The following is a 15,970-nucleotide window of genomic DNA, read 5'->3' as shown; positions in this document are numbered from 1 at the left end:
GTTGCTTAAGGCGCTGTCATTGCAGCAACCTTGTTTAGTGAGCAAGGATCAACAAGACAAATAAAATCAATCGAAAATTACGAACTAACAAAACGTAATAATATGATTTTATTTTATAACGGGCGAGCTACAATGATCTTGTTTTCACATTTATCCCTTCATGATTACCCATGATGTGTGTTAAGGCCGCTTTATGCGGCCTTTTTTTTGCCTGTCTATTCTGTTCAGCTGCGCCTAACCTGCCTACCTTTAAGATGACACTTTTCAACAGACAGTGCTTTTATTGTCTGTACCACTGTAAAAGGAAAAAGGTATGCGTACAATTCCATTGTTGATGTCGGTTGTTTTATCTGTGTTGCTGAGTGCCTGTGCGTCGATGGGACCGGGCGACGCCGCACAAAAGCGCGCCGAAATCCATAAAATGAAACGAGAAACTCTGACTAAACTGTATAGTAAAAAACCGGATATCCGTGCGCAGTTGAGTAATGCGCCGGGTTATGCGGTGTTTTCCAATGCGAATCTGAATATCATTTTTGTCGCCGCCGGTACAGGTTATGGCGTAGTGGAGGATAATACCGCAGGCAAGTCAACCTACATGAATATGGCTGAAGGAGGAGTCGGGCTTGGTCTGGGTGCCAAGGATTATCGCATCGTGATGGTGTTTCACACTAAAGCGGCCATGAAACAATTCGTCGAGTCGGGGTGGACGTTTGGCGGGAACGCTGATGCGGCGGCCAGGGCTGCTGAAAAAGGGGCATCCATTGAAGGTGAAGTTTATTATGGGGATGTCACTGTTTATACGTTTACCGAAAGTGGTTTGGCGTTACAGGCGACCATCAAAGGCACCAAGTTCTGGAAAGATAAAGAACTGAACTGATTTATCTGCACTTGGCCGGCTTATCAGGTCGGCTGACAACTTTGCTTACCAATTGTCACAATTGCACCTGTTTTTATCCGTCTCCCTCACGGTACACTGATGACAGTTTAAAAACCAAGGAAGCAATATGATCTTAGTGCTTGGCGCAAGTGGCGCGACGAGTAAGCTGGTTGTTGAGCAGTTGCTGTCGGCGCAGGAACCAGTCAGAGTGCTGGTACGAAAGTGCAGTACTCAACTGGCATGGTTGAAAGCTAACCCTCAACTGGATGTCAGAGTCGGTGATATCGCTGAGCTCAGTACTAATGAGCTTAATGCCTTGGTATCGGGCGTACAGACGGTGATTTGTTGTCTGGGACATAGAGCAACGTTTCAGGGCATTTATGGCCCGCCGCGCCGTTTGGTGTGTGATGCTGTGCGTAATGTGTGTGAGGCAATCGATAAGAATCATGCCCACACTCAGGTAAAATTCATCTTGATGAACAGTACCGGATGTCGCAATGAGCTGCTGAATGAACGCCCATCTTTGGCACATCGAGCGGTAGTCGCATCACTCAGATTATGTCTGCCACCTCATCCGGACAACGAAGCGGCCGCACGCACCCTGCGGGCGTACTCGACCGTCGACACAGGCGTTGACTGGGTGGTCGTTCGTCCAGATTCACTGATTGATGAGCCTGAGATGAGTGCCTACGACGTTCACCCATCGCCAATAAGAGATGCCATTTTTAATGCCGGGCAAACCAGTCGTATTAATGTTGCCCACTTTATGTGTCAGCTGGCACTGGACTCAGGCTTATGGCGGCAATGGCAGGGTCAGTCTCCCGTACTCTACAACCAAAGCCAGCCTTAGTACTCAATCGTGGTTTTATAATCGTACCTAAAACCGATTGAAATGGAGTCGAAGTCATCACCGTTGACAAACGACTTGTTAAGGTACTCCAGGTGTACCCTGAGTACCTTGATTGGGCTCCATTCCAGGGTGACGTTAAACCCATCAAAGCTGCCAGCTGCCGGATCTGAATCCTGAAAACCGTCATCAAAATCAAAATACCCAGCTTTCAACTTGTAGGCTTTGGCCAGTTGATAGGCGAATGACAGATCAAAGGTGTGGCCGCTGCGATCGGCGCCCGGAGCGCGTCTGTCATAATTTTTGTCCTGATAGGCAACCGCAGCATAGAAGCGGGGAGTAAACTGATAAGCAACAGAAGTCGCCCAGAGATTATTGTCTCCAAGCTGAACATCGTCTGCATAAACATCGTTTTGCTGATAGGTGAGCGCAGCGTGTAAGTCGTTAGCATCGTAGCTTACGCCGACATTGACCAAATCGTCAGAGTTGCTGCCTGATTCTCCATTAAATTGTGCAACGGCAACAAAAGTAAAGGGCCCAGGGGTAAGTCGGTAGCTTATTAGGTTGTCAACAAAGAACAAGCTCTCAGGATCATAAGCGAACGGACTGTTAGCATGATTGAAGATATCAACGTATTCGGCGATGAATAAATACTGTGCGGGTCTTTGCTTGCCAATACCAAAGCGGCCTATGGGTGTATTTAAGGCAGTGTAGGCTCGCCGAGAGCGACCAAAATTGCCTTCATTTGCAACGTCAATACTCCATTCACCATGCAGCTCAGCACTCCAGTCTTCGTCGAATTCGTGCGTTACTTTGAGTCCCGCGTGAGACAGTGCATCGCGTACGTCCCAATTGTCCTCGCCATTAGTTTCAAGGCGGCCGTAAGTCGGGCGCATAGTGGCATAGACGTCTAATTTACGCTTTTCTTCCTGGGCTGTTTCCTTGGATGTATGAGCAGGCTTTTGTTTGTCCGCTGTCGGTTGTGAGGTTTTGGCAGCAGGCTCTGATACGTGCGTTGCTGTTGTAGGTGGGTGTTGTTTCTCAAAGCGTGCTTTTAATGCCCGCAGTTGCGCTTCCAGAGCTTCGATGTCTGCCATTGTGACAGGGCGCTCTGAGCTTGCATGGCTGCTGGTCAATGGGATACACAGCGCTAGCAGGATAGCTTTAGCTACAGAAGAGATCGCGATTTTCATAGCAAATTACCAAATTCGTTGCGTTAGTTGCGATAAACCGAATTATAGACAACACTTTGGCAAAGGGTGATTTTAATTGGCCTAAATTATATGAAAATCCGCAGCAAATTCTCTTTGGCATCGGCGCTTCTCATCTTTGTGATCATCTTAGTGATTAGCACAACCACGTACTGGTTGGTGAATACTTCTATGAATAAGAAAACCACCGCCTATGTGAGTGATTCCGCGCAGTTACTGGCGCTGGGAATTGATAACTGGCTGGCCGAGAAAGCCGCTTTGATTAGATTATTGCGAAGTCAGATTGAAGCTGATTTTAGTCCGGATCAATTTCAAAAGGGGCTTGAATCACCCTATTTTAAAGAGGCATTTTTGCTGGCATTTGGTACTTTAAGCAACGAGCCCATTTTAAGGTCGAACAATCCTAATCGGCAAAATCCGCCGGATGTCGACTTTCGGGAGCGGGGCTGGTACAAACTGGCCAGAGACAAAGGCAAGACGGTGTTTACCAGCCCGTATACGGATGCCGCGACGGGAGAGTTATTGCTCTCAGTGGTGGCACCTATCAATTCGGGTGGCCAGTTTCGCGGTGCCATTGGCGGCGATCTTAGTCTGGATACCATTGCCAAAAGTGTCAATGCAGTGAACTTTGATGGCACAGGGTATGCCTTTTTAGTAGACAGCAAAGGGACCATTGTCTCTCACCAAAATGCCAAGCTCAATGGCAAGCCGCTAAGTGCTTTATCGCCTCAATTGCATAAATCAGCAGAGCAGACCCTATTGGAAGTGACAGTAAAAGGGGAGGCGAAGCTACTCTACTTTTATCCATTGTCTCAGCAATACGGTACGGATTGGTATCTGGCAGTCTTGCTTGATAAAGCGCTGGTGTTTCGTGATCTGAGAGAGTTGTCTATGAGCACTCTGATGCTGGCTGTCGTGGCGATCCTGCTAGGGGCATTTCTGAGTCGTGCGTTAGCAATTCAGCTACTTAGACCATTGAAAGACCTCAACGATGCGATCACCAACATTGCGTCGGGTAGTGGCGATCTGACGCAGCGTGTACGCATAAAACACCAGGATGAATGCGGTAAGGTGGCGCAGGAGTTTAACCAGTTTCTGGGGTCGTTACATAGCTTGGTAACTGACGTGAAACAGCGGGCTGATATGGTGGTTGCCAGTTGTGACGAGGCACGAACTTTGGCTAATCAGTCCAGCTCTCAGCTCACTGAGCAAGTACAGTTAATCGAGGGGCTGGCAACGGCAATGCACGAAATGAGCACCACCTCCAGTGAGATAGCTGGCAGCGCGCAGAATGCGGCAACATCTATTACTTCCGTTAATGAAAAAGCGGCGCAGGGTCAGCAGGTATTCCAGAAAACCCGTGGAGAAATTAGCGCGTTAGCAGATGAAATTAATACATCACACGAAATGAGTACGCAACTGGCCGAATATAGCCAAAGTATTGAAAACATCTTGTCTGTCATCAACGGTATTGCAGAACAAACAAACCTGTTGGCATTGAATGCCGCCATTGAAGCAGCCAGGGCTGGTGAGCAAGGGCGGGGCTTTGCCGTGGTCGCTGATGAAGTACGCTCACTGGCGACCAAAACGCAAGAATCGACTACCGAAATTAAGTCCATGATAGAGCAGATCCAAGCCTCGTCGATACAAGTCCAAAGTGCGATGGGCAGCAGTCGCGATAAAACTTTGCTTTGTGTGGAGCAAACAGAGCAGGCCACGGGTATGCTTAATGAGATATCCGAAGCCGTCAAAGACATCATGGATCGCAATATTCAGATTGCAACTGCCATAGAAGAACAAAGCGTGGTGATTGAGGAAATTAATAAAAATACCTCTAATATCAATGATATTAGCGTAGAGGTAGGGAGTTTTGCGATTCGTCAGTACGAGTCCAGCAAGGTGCTGGCACAACATGCTCATGAACAAGAGGGGCTGCTGTCGAAATTCACGCTTTAGCTTGGCTGCGGCAAGTTGTACACTTGTCGCATAACCAATAGAGTAAATGAGCCAACTTTGGACAACAAGAAAAACATATGGGTGGATGCAGATGCGTGTCCTGTGGTGATCCGCGAGATTTTATTTCGTGCCGCAGCAAGAACCCAGATGCCCGTCACATTCGTCGCCAATCAGTATATAAAAACACCGCCGTCACCCTACATTCACAAGCTACAGGTAAGCAGTGGTTTTGACGTCGCTGACAACGAAATTGTACGTCGCATGAACGCGGGGGATTTAGTGATCACCAGTGATATTCCGCTGGCGGCAGAGGCCATAGAGAAAGGGGGACTAGCTCTGAGCACGCGTGGCGAAGAATTTACCCGGGAAAATATCCGCTCCCGGCTGAATATTCGTGATTTTATGGATACCATGCGCAGCAGTGGTATGGTCAGTGGCGGTCCACCTCCGCTGGGGCAGGCAGAAAAACAACAGTTTGCCAACAGCCTGGACCGCTGGTTGCAACAAAACAAAGGCTAGCCTGAAACACCGACTCATCCCGGGTCGGTGCCTTGTTCGTCTGACCGTTATGCCATATCGGCGTGCATCACTTTTGCCCAAACCTCAACAAAATCTTGTACAAATTTGGCACGGTTATCGTCCTGTGCATAAAATTCGGCATAACTGCGTAATACTGAGTTAGAGCCGAAAACCAGATCGACGCGGGTTGCCGTCCACGCCACTTCCCCGCTCTGACGGTCAATCAATAGATAAGTGTGTTCATCCTTCGGCTGCCACTGGTATTGCATGTCGGTCAGCGTAATAAAAAAGTCGTTGCTTAATACTTCAGGCTGAGCTGTAAATACACCATGTTGCGTGGCACCATGATTGGTGTTGAGTACACGCATGCCACCCAGCAGTGCCGTCATCTGCGGGGCTGTGAGCCCCAGCAACTGGGCCTTGTCCAGCATGAGCTCTTCCGGGCTCACCTGATAGGGGGCTTTTAACCAGTTACGAAACGCATCATGCAATGGCTCCAGGACGGCAAACGCCTCGACATCCGTCATCTCATCGGTGGCGTCGCCCCGTCCGGGTGTAAACGGCACTTGAATGTCGAAACCTGCTGCTTGCGCGGCCTGCTCAACAGCAAGATTGCCAGCCAGCACCAGCGTATCAGCCAGGCTGGCATTGTGTTGCTTTGCGATGGGAGTGAGGGTAGCCAGTACTTTACTCAGTCGTGCAGGTTCGTTACCTAGCAAATCCTTTTGTGGTGCCAGACGAATACGCGCGCCGTTAGCACCGCCACGCCGATCTGAACCGCGAAACGTTCTTGCACTGTCCCAGGCCGTCGCAACACGTTCTGCAATACTCAGTCCGCAGGTCGCGATGGCTTGTCTGAGCGCCTGAAGGTCGTAGCTGGTATTACCGACCGGAACCGGATCTTGCCATAGACTGGTTTCCTTTGGCACATCAGGCCCTATATAACGCGACACGGGGCCCAAATCGCGGTGCGTAAGTTTAAACCAGGCCTGTGCAAACACCTTTGAAAAATAGTCCGGATCATCGTAAAAACGCTGAGAAATTTTACGATAGACGGGGTCAATTTTCATCGCCATATCGGCGTCCGTCATAATTGGGCTATGGCGCTTTTGAGGGTCGGCGACATCCGGATATTTGTCTTCTTCTTTCACATTAATGGGCTGCCACTGCCAGGCGCCTGCCGGGCTCTTTTTTAGTTCCCATTCATAGTTAAGCAACAAATGAAAGTAGCCGTTGTCCCAGCGAGTCGGCTCGCTTGTCCAGGCACCTTCCAGTCCGCTGGTTACGGCATGTTTACCAGTGGCGCCGTCTTTGAGCCAGCCAAATCCCTGGGCTTCCAGGTCGGCTGCTTCGGGCTCGGGGCCAAGTGCTTGTGCATCGCCATTGCCATGGCATTTGCCTACCGTATGTCCACCTGCGGTCAGTGCAACCGTCTCTTCGTCGTTCATGGCCATACGGGCAAATGTCGTGCGCACATCTTCGGCCGTTTTTTGTGGATCCGGCTTTCCGTCGACCCCCTCCGGGTTGACATAAATAAGACCCATCATCACGGCGGCAAGAGGATTATGTAGTTCCCGCTCACTGTGATAGCGACTGTTGTCGCTGTCGCTGGTGGCGAGCCATTCAGATTCCGGGCCCCAGTAAATGTCTTTCTCAGGATGCCAAATGTCTTCGCGGCCAAATGCAAACCCGTAAGTTGCCAAGCCCATAGATTCATATGCGATGGTCCCGGCATAGGCGATTAGGTCAGCCCAGCTCAGTCGGTTTCCATATTTTTGTTTAATTGGCCAAAGCAGGCGGCGGGCCTTATCCAGATTAGTATTATCGGGCCAGGAATTAAGCGGCGCAAACCTGAGGTTCCCGGTGCTGGCACCACCACGGCCATCGGCAATTCGATACGTCCCTGCGGCATGCCAGGTCATACGTATCATTAGTCCACCGTAATGCCCCCAGTCTGCCGGCCACCAGGATTGACTGTTGGTCATCAGCGCATGCAGATCTTGTTTAAGGGCGTCAAAATCGAGTTGTTTGACGGCTTCGCGATAGCAAAATTCCTCACCCATTGGGTTAGTTTTACTGTCGTGTTGGTGCAGTATGTCGAGATTCAATGTTTTGGGCCACCATTTTGGCTGCGCCAATTGCTCTGTTGTGGGGCTGTTATGTAATATCGGACAGGTGCCAGGGCGGTCATTTGCTTGCATTGCTGTGTCTCCTTTCAAGTCACGGCGTGTTGGACTGCGCTGATTAAATACGGCTGTTATCAGGCGACGGGCTATAAATTATAGTCAAAACATGGTGTAGTTGAATGAAATTCATACGCTATAAAAGCGGATTGAGATCACCAGTGCGGTTTTACGCAGGCATGTATTCGAATAAGACTAAACGTGAAGCAGGAGAGAAAATGATAAGAATAATGACACAAAGCGACTTTCAACGTTTCTGGCCAACCTTTAAAGCGGTGATTGAACAACAAGAGACCTATGCTTTTGACCCCGACATGTCGCAGCAGGCGGCCTATGCACTGTGGTGCGAAAAAGTAGACTGTGCCTATGTCATGGTCGAAGAAGACGAGATCCTCGGAAGCTATTATTTAAAAGCCAATGCGATGGGCCCGAGCGATCATATTTGCAATTGTGGCTATATGGTCACAACTCAGGCTAGGGGTAAAGGAGTTGCGCGCGTCTTGTGTGAGCATTCCCAAAATGAGGCAAAAGCAAGAGGCTACCTGGCTATGCAGTTTAACTCAGTGGTTGCCAGTAATCAGGTGGCGGTGCAGCTGTGGCAAAGATTGGGGTATCAAATAATCGGAACAATTCCAAAGGCTTATCGTCATCCTCGTTTGGGCTTTACTGATAGCCATATCATGTATAAATGGCTCGACTAAAAAATAATGTTATTTCATATCAATACCATAGGCTATAAAGAGGCATTGACATCGCCTCCTGGCCCGCCTATATTGCTGGCAACTTAATCAATCGTGAGAAGGTAAGTTGCGTTTACTACAGGGTCTGCTCAGCATAATTATGATGTTACTGATTGGCGTTCAATCGGTGACTGCTGCTGTCGATCCCGGCAACTTTCATCAACCTGATCAAGCACACCTGCAAACTAAGCACGTTCATGATGACAACTATTCTGCCTCGGACAGGCTTATTTTTGATGAGCAGGGACATGTGATCTCCGACTGTCACCATTGTGGTCATTGTAGTGGTAGTCATACTATCTGGATGTCAGCCAGGCTCTCACTGGTATCTGGATTAATAAAACCTGAAACCTCGTTTTTACCAGGCGACACTCAGGTTCGCCGACGTATTGAATCTCAGTTTAAACCTCCCATCGCCTAATTCTGCGCCTCCTGATCTTGTTTAGGTCAGCGTTTGTTTTTTCCGTTTGACGGATCGCCGCCGTTTGCCTGTTGTCATATGACAATGGGCGGTGCGATTGGTCGTCCCATTTTTGCCTGAAACAGACAGGCTGAAGCTTGTGAGCATACCTGATGCACGACAAGCTACGAATTAGAGATTTACACAACCATGAACAAAGGTATTTTTAGTTACGCTACAGGGTTAGTGCTGATATCACTGCAGGTCAGTGCCGGTTTGAGCACCGATCCAGACCATAGCCATAAAGAACAACATGCGCCAGTTGAGGCTTCTCACGTTACCCAGCCTCATGCACAAAGTGTGATGCTTAGCGAAGCTCAACAGGCAAAGATCAACCTAAAATTGATGGCAGTCCAGCCAGTATATGAACGCATTCCACTTTATGCACCAGGTGAACTCAAAGCCAATAGTTTTACCAGCTATGTCGTTACGCCACGCATTGACTCCGTAATTGAGCGCCGTCATGCCGTTTTGGGCCAGATGGTTAAACAAGGCGATATGCTTGTTACCTTATTTAGTCAGGATATGGCACAGGCGCAGGCAGACTATCTTATTGCTGCCAGTGAATGGCAGCGAGTCGCGCGCCTAACCGATTCGAGCGTGAGTGTAAACCAGCAGGTTGTCGCGAAGGCCCAGTTCAAGGCGGCGCAGGGCAAACTGCTGGCGATGGGGATGAGTCTGTCTGATATCGGCCGTTTACAAGAGACTGAGGCTCAGTCGTTGGGTATCTATACCTTGTCCGCACAGCGCAGCGGGATTGTCCTGGCGGATAACTTTGAGCAGGGCCAACGCTTTGAGCCGGGTGAGGCCATCATGCAGCTCGCCGATGAATCAACTTTATGGGTTGAAGTCAGGCTAGCTGCCACACAGCAGGACCCGATCAATACCCATACGCGTGTTGAGATTGAACACAATCTTCGTCGCTACCCGGCAGAGGTGATCCAGCAGGGGCACACACTGGACCCTCTCACACGTACCCGAGTGGTTCGCCTGCAAGTAGACAATCCAGACGATACGTTACATGCCGGGATGTTTGTCAGTGCGTATTTTATGTTCAACACAACAAGCCCTGTTATTGCAGTGCCTGAATCAGCTCTGGTGCGCGATACTGAGGGCAAGTGGCAGGTGTTTGTAGAACATGACACGGGTGAGTTTGTCGCTATACCTGTTATACGCGGCAAGCTGATCGGGGATAGGGTGACAATTGAATCTGCGTCGCCCTCGCAAGTGATTGAGGCGGGCACCCGAGTGGTTATTCAAGGCGCATTCTTTGTTGCCTCCGAATTAGCAAAAAGTGGCTTTGATCCACATAACCACTGAGGGCGCATAAGATGTTAGACAAGATAATAAAAGGTGCAATTACACACCGTGCCCTGGTGCTATTTGTGGCACTCATTATTCTGACTTGGGCGCTTTGGCAAATACCTCGCCTGAATCTGGATGCTTTTCCGGATGTGACCAATGTTCAGGTAACCGTAAACACTGAAGCGCCTGGGTTAGCGGCACAGGAAGTTGAGCAGTTGATCACTTACCCGATTGAAGCCGTAATGTATGCGCTGCCGGATGTTGAGCAGGTACGTTCAGTGTCGAAGACAGGGTTGTCCGGGGTGACAGTCGTGTTTAAGGAAGGGACAGATATTTACTTTGCCAGGCAGTTGGTGTTTGAGCGGCTGCAGGCCGCCCGCTCACTGATCCCTGATTCCGTGGGAACCCCAGATATGGGCCCGAATACCTCTGGACTGGGTCAGGTTTATCAATATCTGCTGGTGGCCGAGCCCGGTTCAGGCTTTGATGAAATGGCGCTGCGTGGCATCAACGATTGGGTGGTTAAACTCTTGCTGATGCCGGTAGAAGGGGTGACTGACGTGCTGTCATTCGGGGGGCAGGTTAAACAATACCAGGTGGATCTGGATCCTGCGCGCTTGTTGGCTTATAAGCTCACCCAGGCTCAGGTGCAGCAAGCCTTGACAGACAATAATCGTAATGTAGGTGGTTGGTATCTTGACCGGGGTCAGGAACAGCTTGTGATCCGTGGAGTTGGTTGGTTCGCAAGTGGTGAGCCAGGCTTAGCACAAATTCGTCAGGTCCCCGTCAAGACAGAGAATGGAACTGTGGTTCGAGTGAGTGACATTGCACAGGTCAAATTGGGGGGGGAGATCCGTCAGGGAGCGGTGACCATGACCCAGCGTGATCATACAGGCAAGCAGCAGCCCCTGGGTGAGGTGGTGAGTGGTATTGTTCTTAAACGTATGGGGGCTAATACCAAAGCGACAATTGACGGGATAAACGAAAAAGTGGCGCAGATCAACCGAGCGCTGCCGCCGGGTGTGAAATTTGTACCTTTCTATGATCAGAGTATGTTGATAGACAAGGCTGTGAGCACAGTAACCCAGGCGCTTTTGCTGGCATTTGTGTTTATTGCCGTGGTGTTAATCTTGTTTCTACTTAATCTGCGCGCGGCAATCCTGGTTATACTCTCGGTGCCTGCGGCAATTATTCTGGCTCTGGGGCTGATGTCTGTGGTGGGAATGTCGGCAAATTTGATGTCGCTGGGTGGGCTGGCGGTAGCTATTGGTATGCTGGTGGATGGCTCGGTTGTTATGGTCGAGCGCATATTGCAACGACAGTCCTGTCAGTTGGCGCCTTCCGGCGAGGAGAGCTGGCGCTTTCATGAACTGGTTACCACAGCTGCAATGGATGTCGCCAGACCTATCTTTTTTGCTTCCACGATTATCCTGTTGGTTTTTTTGCCTTTGTTTTCCTTCGAGGGCGTTGAAGCCAAGCTCTTCGTACCCATGGCTATCAGCATTATGCTGGCCATGGTGTGTGCCGTTGTGATTGCTTTACTGGTGGTGCCGCCTTTAGCCTGCTATTTGCTGAAAAGCCGCAAACCGGGGCAGCGTAATGCGATGTTAGCAAAAGTGGAAGAGTACTATCGACAGTTACTGACACAAGCGCAGCGATACGGCAAAGCATTGCTTATGGTCATCTCGGTTTTGTTTGTATTTTCGATATACACACTGGGACAAATTGGCACTGAGTTTGTCCCTGAGCTGGAAGAAGGGACCTTGAATTTACGTGTAACACTGGCACCGTCTGCCAGTCTGGAAACGGCTTTGTCTGTTGCGCCTAAACTGGAGCAAACGTTATTGGAATTTGAAGAAGTCACTTATGCACTGAGCCGCATTGGCCGCCCAGAGGTCGGTGGCGATCCCGAGCCGGTCAACAACATTGAAATCTATATTGGACTCAGGCCTGTTGACCAGTGGAAAAATGCGGACACAAGGGGAGCGCTGCAAGAGAAAATGGCGGTGGCACTTGCCGTTCACCCGGGTTTGCTTTTTAACTTCTCTCAGCCAATAGCGACTCGCGTTGATGAGTTGCTATCGGGCGTTAAAGCTCAGCTAGCGATTAAACTGCTCGGTCCGGATTTAACTGTATTGATGGAAAAAGGAGAGGAGCTTGAGCACTTAGTCCAGAGCGTCACCGGTACAGTGGATGTCGCATTGGAGCAGCTGAGTGGGGAGGCGCAATTGGTGATCACACCAGACAGGGAAGCTTTATCGCGTTTTGGACTCTCTGTCAGTGATGTAATGGAGCTGGTCAGCAGTGGTTTAGGGGGCAATACGGCGGGTCAGGTTGTAAAGGGGAATGAAAGGTATGATATTTACGTCAGACTGACTGAACCTGCCAGGCGCAACTCCGCTGTAATAGAATCTCTGAGACTTCTGTCCCCCTCAGGTGCCTGGGTCAGTTTAAAAGAAGTGGCAAATGTAGAGTTTGCGTCAGGCCCGGTACAGATCCGCCGCGATGACGTGCAGCGCAGAATAGTTGTGCAGGCCAATGTGTCTGGCAGGGATATGGGCAGCGTTGTAGAAGATATCAGAGCAAAGATTGACGGCGCGTTATCACTTCCTCCTGGTTACAGTGTTGAGCTTGGTGGCCAGTTTGAAAGCCAGCAACGTGCCTACAAGAGATTGGCGCTCGTTATTCCCTGTGCTCTGCTGCTAATGACTCTGTTGCTGTTCGTGACCTTTAATTCCGCAGGTCAGGCTGCTCTTGTAATGATGAGCATTCCGCTGGGCGTTATTGGCGGTGTCTTTTCTTTATATTGGTCTGGGCAATACTTATCTGTTCCGGCTTCTGTAGGGTTTATTACGTTGTTTGGTGTAGCAGTATTGAACGCGGTGGTCCTCGTGGAGAGCATTAATCGTCGCATTGCCTCAGGAGAAGAGCTATCGACTGCAATACAAGAAGGTGCCGCGTCCCGATTACGCCCGGTATTGATGACTGCGCTCACCTCCGCATTGGGATTAATGCCTATTCTGTTGTCCTCGGGGGTAGGCTCAGAAGTTCAGAAACCTTTAGCCAGTGTGGTTATCGGTGGCTTGTTCACTTCAACCTTGCTCACGTTGTTTGTATTGCCCATCTTATTTGAACGATTCGGTACCAAATCTGTAACGAGGGAGGCTGGCTAAGGTTGGTCGTGGTCAGAAAGCCGATACTATGGACCGGCTTTCTTTATTGCGTTCTAGCTTGACGCTTTCTTATTGAGCAAATAAACAGCACACAAAGCACACGCACCGCCCACTGCAACGCCTACGCTGAGCCGTTCACCAAAGTACCAGGCGGACAGTCCCATTGCCGTGACGGGTACCACGAAGACGAAAGAGCTTGAACGGTTGGGACCAAGCTTTTGTGTTGCCAGGAAGAATACACTGGTTGCGATGCTTACCACGACAATCGATAAAAACAGCAAGTGATGCCAGTAATACGCCGGAAACTTTGCTGCACCGATGAAAGGGTCATGTTGATAAGCAAATGCATAGCTTAATAACGAAGCCCAAAAATACATGAGCGTACTAAATGTAATGAAGTCAGCATAACGGGTCCCGCGTTGGCTGATGAGGGTCAAAAAGGCCCAGGTGAGTGATGCGAGGATAAAGTACAGATTACCTGCAGCCAGTATCTGATCAAGGTCGAAATGCCACACTTCAATCATCATTAGTCCACCGCCCAGACCCATCGCCAGCCCAACCCCCTGACGCCGGTTGATGGCTTGCCCCAATAATATGGCACTCAAAATAAAGGTAAACACGGGATTGGAGGTGGTGACCAGCATACCACCCTTACCTGGCAACCCATCGGCCAGGCCAAGAAAAAACAACTGATTGTAAAAAGCGAGAAAAAAGCCTGCTGGTAGTGACCATGCTAAAGCGCGTTTATTGAACCTGAGGTTCAGCAAGTTGAATTTTTGCATTACCCACATAATAGGAAGCATGCTGATTGCAGCCAGAAAAAGTCGGTAGAATACGGTGACCTGAGCGGGTGCAACCTCTGCGATAATTTTTCCTGAAATCCAACTCATTCCCCAAAATAGCATGGCTGACACTAAGGCAAATACAATCGGTGATTCGTTGGGTTGGTCGTGGCACGTTGTGGTCGACATGAGAGTCCTTTCTGGCTTAATTGCTTTTTGAAGTCGCTAGAGTAGCAAATCTAGCCAATAGTGAGGAGAGTGTCGATTTAATATTAAACTACCTTTTTGAAATTAAGAGTTTTATTTATTCAAACGGCGGGATCAGAAAACCTTAAGTTGTATGGCTGAGCGATACCTTTAACCTTGTTGACACGGAAGCCGTGTCTGGCTGCCGGAATGACAACAGTTTTTGCGAAGGAGCCAACGATGGCGATATATATTCAACTTATTTTAACTTGCTGTGTTTTGGTATCGGGATATAGCTATGCAACAACAGAAGCTGATAAGCAAGCGATAGAGTTCGCAGCTAAGGGCTATTTGATTGCACAGATAGAAGTTCGCCCTGAGTTGATGGCAAAAGTAACAGATGATGAGCTGATAAAGCGGACTTATTGGCGCGATCAGCAAGGCGAGGAATTCGTCATGGCTATGGGTAAACAAGGAATGATCGAACTTGCCGCAGAATACAACCGTGTGGGTACTCGTTTTGCAGCCCAACCTAAAATGGAACTGAGAATTTTAGATATTGATAAACGTGTGGCTACTGTAAAACTGATCACTGACGAGTGGATAGACTATATGCATTTATATAAAACGGCCTCCGGCGAATGGCAGATCCTAAATGTGCTGTGGCAGTTACATCAGATACATAAGCATAAGAGCGTGAGGTAATGTGTAAGGAACAAAACTGTAATGGCCCGTAATTGCTTTTATCTGTCAGAAATCTATAGTTTGCACATAGATTATTCAGTCAGAGAATGCCACTGTGATTACAAATATTGCTGTTACTTATGAGAACAAAACATCAAAGCCAATTTTCGCATTTCTATGTCAAAAAGGAGATATCAAAGCGCTTACCCTGACGCAGATATTTCCTGGCTCTTGTTATAGGCTGTCAGCCGAGTTTGAGGATTTACAAGATCTGGAGGTTGGTTTTGGTGACTCTTGGTCTAACCCTAAGTTAGTGATGCCTTTGAGTGCGTCTACAGGGCACAGTGAATTCCACGTATGCCTGGATGACAACAATATGATGGAAGTTGAGCAGTCGGGTACATCGGTAAAAAAGCACAAGCGATACTTTTATGATGCGGTTTGCGTCTAGATAAATAGGTATTCTTTTTATAGCAATCTGGGTAATCATTTATAGTGTCTACACTTGGCGTTCTCTAGATGACACAGGTTATTACTTCCAGGCTAAAATATATTATAAGAATAATAAAAAGGTTTCTAAGCTCAGCTGGAAACCTTTTTTATTTGAATGAATTTCAGGCTTAAATTGAAGCTAAGCGGTTTTTTTTGTGTGTTATTTGTTCGAATGAGTCGGGTTGGGTATTTTTCTTCAAAAAAGGGGTTGCGCTGAGGTTCGATTTCCCTATAATGCGCATCCACCAACACGGGGCACAACGCTGAAAAGCAACAAGCCAACGAGTTGGAAGTCAGATAAAACTTGATTCTGAAACTTTTCAAAATTAAGTGTTGACATAAAATGGGAAGTGATTAGAATGCACAACCCTCAGCGCTAACAGCGCAGCGATGACAAGTTATCGCACTGTTCTTTAAAAATATGAAGCAATCATCTGTGTGGGCACTCGTACAGATTGAGTTCTAACAGCGAAATTCAGTTTACTGAATGACGCACGAAAATTTAGAGTCTCAACTGAACTGAGTGACTATAACAGTCAATTCGATTTCTCTTTA

General features: G+C 48.6%; 13 protein-coding genes. 10 read left to right on the top strand and 3 right to left on the bottom strand.

Annotated features, from left to right (window positions below):
* The first annotated feature begins 313 nt into the window (after nt 1–313).
* Together CWB99_RS14420 and CWB99_RS14415 are read left to right on the top strand one after the other, a co-directional pair.
* A complete protein-coding gene (locus CWB99_RS14420) occupies nt 314–877 on the top strand; it encodes a YSC84-related protein (protein WP_138552939.1) in 564 nt (187 codons plus the stop codon).
* Nucleotides 878–1,004: 127 nt separating this feature from the next.
* Nucleotides 1,005–1,727, top strand: a complete 723-nt coding sequence (locus CWB99_RS14415) for an NAD(P)-binding oxidoreductase (protein WP_138552940.1) — start codon at nt 1,005–1,007, stop codon at nt 1,725–1,727.
* On the opposite strand, the gene CWB99_RS14410 is transcribed toward CWB99_RS14415, so the two are convergent.
* A complete protein-coding gene (locus CWB99_RS14410) occupies nt 1,724–2,917 on the bottom strand; it encodes a porin (protein WP_138552941.1) in 1,194 nt (397 codons plus the stop codon). The two genes, CWB99_RS14415 and CWB99_RS14410, sit on opposite strands and share 4 nt — an antisense overlap.
* Before the next feature lie 189 nt (nt 2,918–3,106).
* Here CWB99_RS14410 and CWB99_RS14405 point away from each other — a divergent pair, with 189 nt between their 5' ends.
* Complete coding sequence (locus CWB99_RS14405; protein ID WP_249331927.1) at nt 3,107–4,891, top strand: methyl-accepting chemotaxis protein; 1,785 nt, start codon at nt 3,107–3,109, stop codon at nt 4,889–4,891.
* A gap of 57 nt (nt 4,892–4,948) precedes the next feature.
* Entirely contained in the window at nt 4,949–5,410 is a 462-nt protein-coding gene (locus CWB99_RS14400; protein WP_138552943.1) for a YaiI/YqxD family protein, read from the top strand.
* Between the two features lie 47 nt (nt 5,411–5,457).
* On the opposite strand, the gene katG is transcribed toward CWB99_RS14400, so the two are convergent.
* Nucleotides 5,458–7,611, bottom strand: a complete 2,154-nt coding sequence (gene katG / locus CWB99_RS14395) for a catalase/peroxidase HPI (RefSeq protein ID WP_138552944.1) — start codon at nt 7,609–7,611, stop codon at nt 5,458–5,460.
* Between the two features lie 200 nt (nt 7,612–7,811).
* Between katG and CWB99_RS14390 the strand changes: the two genes are divergently transcribed.
* The 4 genes from CWB99_RS14390 to CWB99_RS14375 all read left to right on the top strand — a co-directional run bounded on the left by CWB99_RS14390 (nt 7,812) and on the right by CWB99_RS14375 (nt 13,271).
* Nucleotides 7,812–8,294 carry a GNAT family N-acetyltransferase gene (locus CWB99_RS14390; RefSeq protein WP_138552945.1) on the top strand — a complete coding sequence of 161 codons (483 nt, stop codon included), beginning with the start codon at nt 7,812–7,814 and terminating at the stop codon, nt 8,292–8,294.
* A gap of 139 nt (nt 8,295–8,433) precedes the next feature.
* Entirely contained in the window at nt 8,434–8,754 is a 321-nt protein-coding gene (locus CWB99_RS14385; RefSeq protein WP_138552946.1) for a hypothetical protein, read from the top strand.
* Between the two features lie 189 nt (nt 8,755–8,943).
* A complete protein-coding gene (locus CWB99_RS14380) occupies nt 8,944–10,113 on the top strand; it encodes an efflux RND transporter periplasmic adaptor subunit (protein ID WP_138552947.1) in 1,170 nt (389 codons plus the stop codon).
* A gap of 11 nt (nt 10,114–10,124) precedes the next feature.
* A complete protein-coding gene (locus CWB99_RS14375) occupies nt 10,125–13,271 on the top strand; it encodes an efflux RND transporter permease subunit (RefSeq protein WP_138552948.1) in 3,147 nt (1,048 codons plus the stop codon).
* Nucleotides 13,272–13,324: 53 nt separating this feature from the next.
* Here CWB99_RS14375 and CWB99_RS14370 read toward each other — a convergent pair whose 3' ends face one another.
* Nucleotides 13,325–14,242, bottom strand: a complete 918-nt coding sequence (locus CWB99_RS14370; protein WP_138552949.1) for a DMT family transporter — start codon at nt 14,240–14,242, stop codon at nt 13,325–13,327.
* A gap of 237 nt (nt 14,243–14,479) precedes the next feature.
* On the opposite strand from CWB99_RS14370, the gene CWB99_RS14365 reads away from it, so the two are divergent.
* Both CWB99_RS14365 and CWB99_RS14360 read left to right on the top strand, forming a co-directional pair.
* Complete coding sequence (locus CWB99_RS14365; protein WP_138552950.1) at nt 14,480–14,944, top strand: nuclear transport factor 2 family protein; 465 nt, start codon at nt 14,480–14,482, stop codon at nt 14,942–14,944.
* Between the two features lie 94 nt (nt 14,945–15,038).
* Nucleotides 15,039–15,374: a hypothetical protein gene (locus tag CWB99_RS14360; protein WP_138552951.1), complete on the top strand. Its 336-nt coding sequence runs from the start codon at nt 15,039–15,041 to the stop codon at nt 15,372–15,374.
* The last annotated feature ends 596 nt before the right edge of the window (nt 15,375–15,970 follow it).

This window comes from Pseudoalteromonas rubra (assembly GCF_005887095.1).
Taxonomy (GTDB): domain Bacteria; phylum Pseudomonadota; class Gammaproteobacteria; order Enterobacterales; family Alteromonadaceae; genus Pseudoalteromonas; species Pseudoalteromonas rubra_E.
Note: the sequence above shows the minus strand (reverse complement) of the source record. Positions and strands in the feature narration are given on the sequence as shown.

What these genes read in the sequence shown, in the direction of transcription:
- CWB99_RS14405 (WP_249331927.1), top strand. Translation starts at nt 3,107, where the DNA reads ATGAATAAGAAAACCACCGCCTATGTGAGTGATTCCGCGCAGTTACTG.
- CWB99_RS14375 (WP_138552948.1), top strand. Translation starts at nt 10,125, where the DNA reads ATGTTAGACAAGATAATAAAAGGTGCAATTACACACCGTGCCCTGGTG.
- CWB99_RS14380 (WP_138552947.1), top strand. Translation starts at nt 8,944, where the DNA reads ATGAACAAAGGTATTTTTAGTTACGCTACAGGGTTAGTGCTGATATCA.
- CWB99_RS14365 (WP_138552950.1), top strand. Translation starts at nt 14,480, where the DNA reads ATGGCGATATATATTCAACTTATTTTAACTTGCTGTGTTTTGGTATCG.
- CWB99_RS14390 (WP_138552945.1), top strand. Translation starts at nt 7,812, where the DNA reads ATGATAAGAATAATGACACAAAGCGACTTTCAACGTTTCTGGCCAACC.
- CWB99_RS14420 (WP_138552939.1), top strand. Translation starts at nt 314, where the DNA reads ATGCGTACAATTCCATTGTTGATGTCGGTTGTTTTATCTGTGTTGCTG.
- CWB99_RS14370 (WP_138552949.1), bottom strand. Translation starts at nt 14,242, where the DNA reads ATGTCGACCACAACGTGCCACGACCAACCCAACGAATCACCGATTGTA.
- CWB99_RS14410 (WP_138552941.1), bottom strand. Translation starts at nt 2,917, where the DNA reads ATGAAAATCGCGATCTCTTCTGTAGCTAAAGCTATCCTGCTAGCGCTG.
- CWB99_RS14385 (WP_138552946.1), top strand. Translation starts at nt 8,434, where the DNA reads ATGATGTTACTGATTGGCGTTCAATCGGTGACTGCTGCTGTCGATCCC.
- katG (WP_138552944.1), bottom strand. Translation starts at nt 7,611, where the DNA reads ATGCAAGCAAATGACCGCCCTGGCACCTGTCCGATATTACATAACAGC.
- CWB99_RS14415 (WP_138552940.1), top strand. Translation starts at nt 1,005, where the DNA reads ATGATCTTAGTGCTTGGCGCAAGTGGCGCGACGAGTAAGCTGGTTGTT.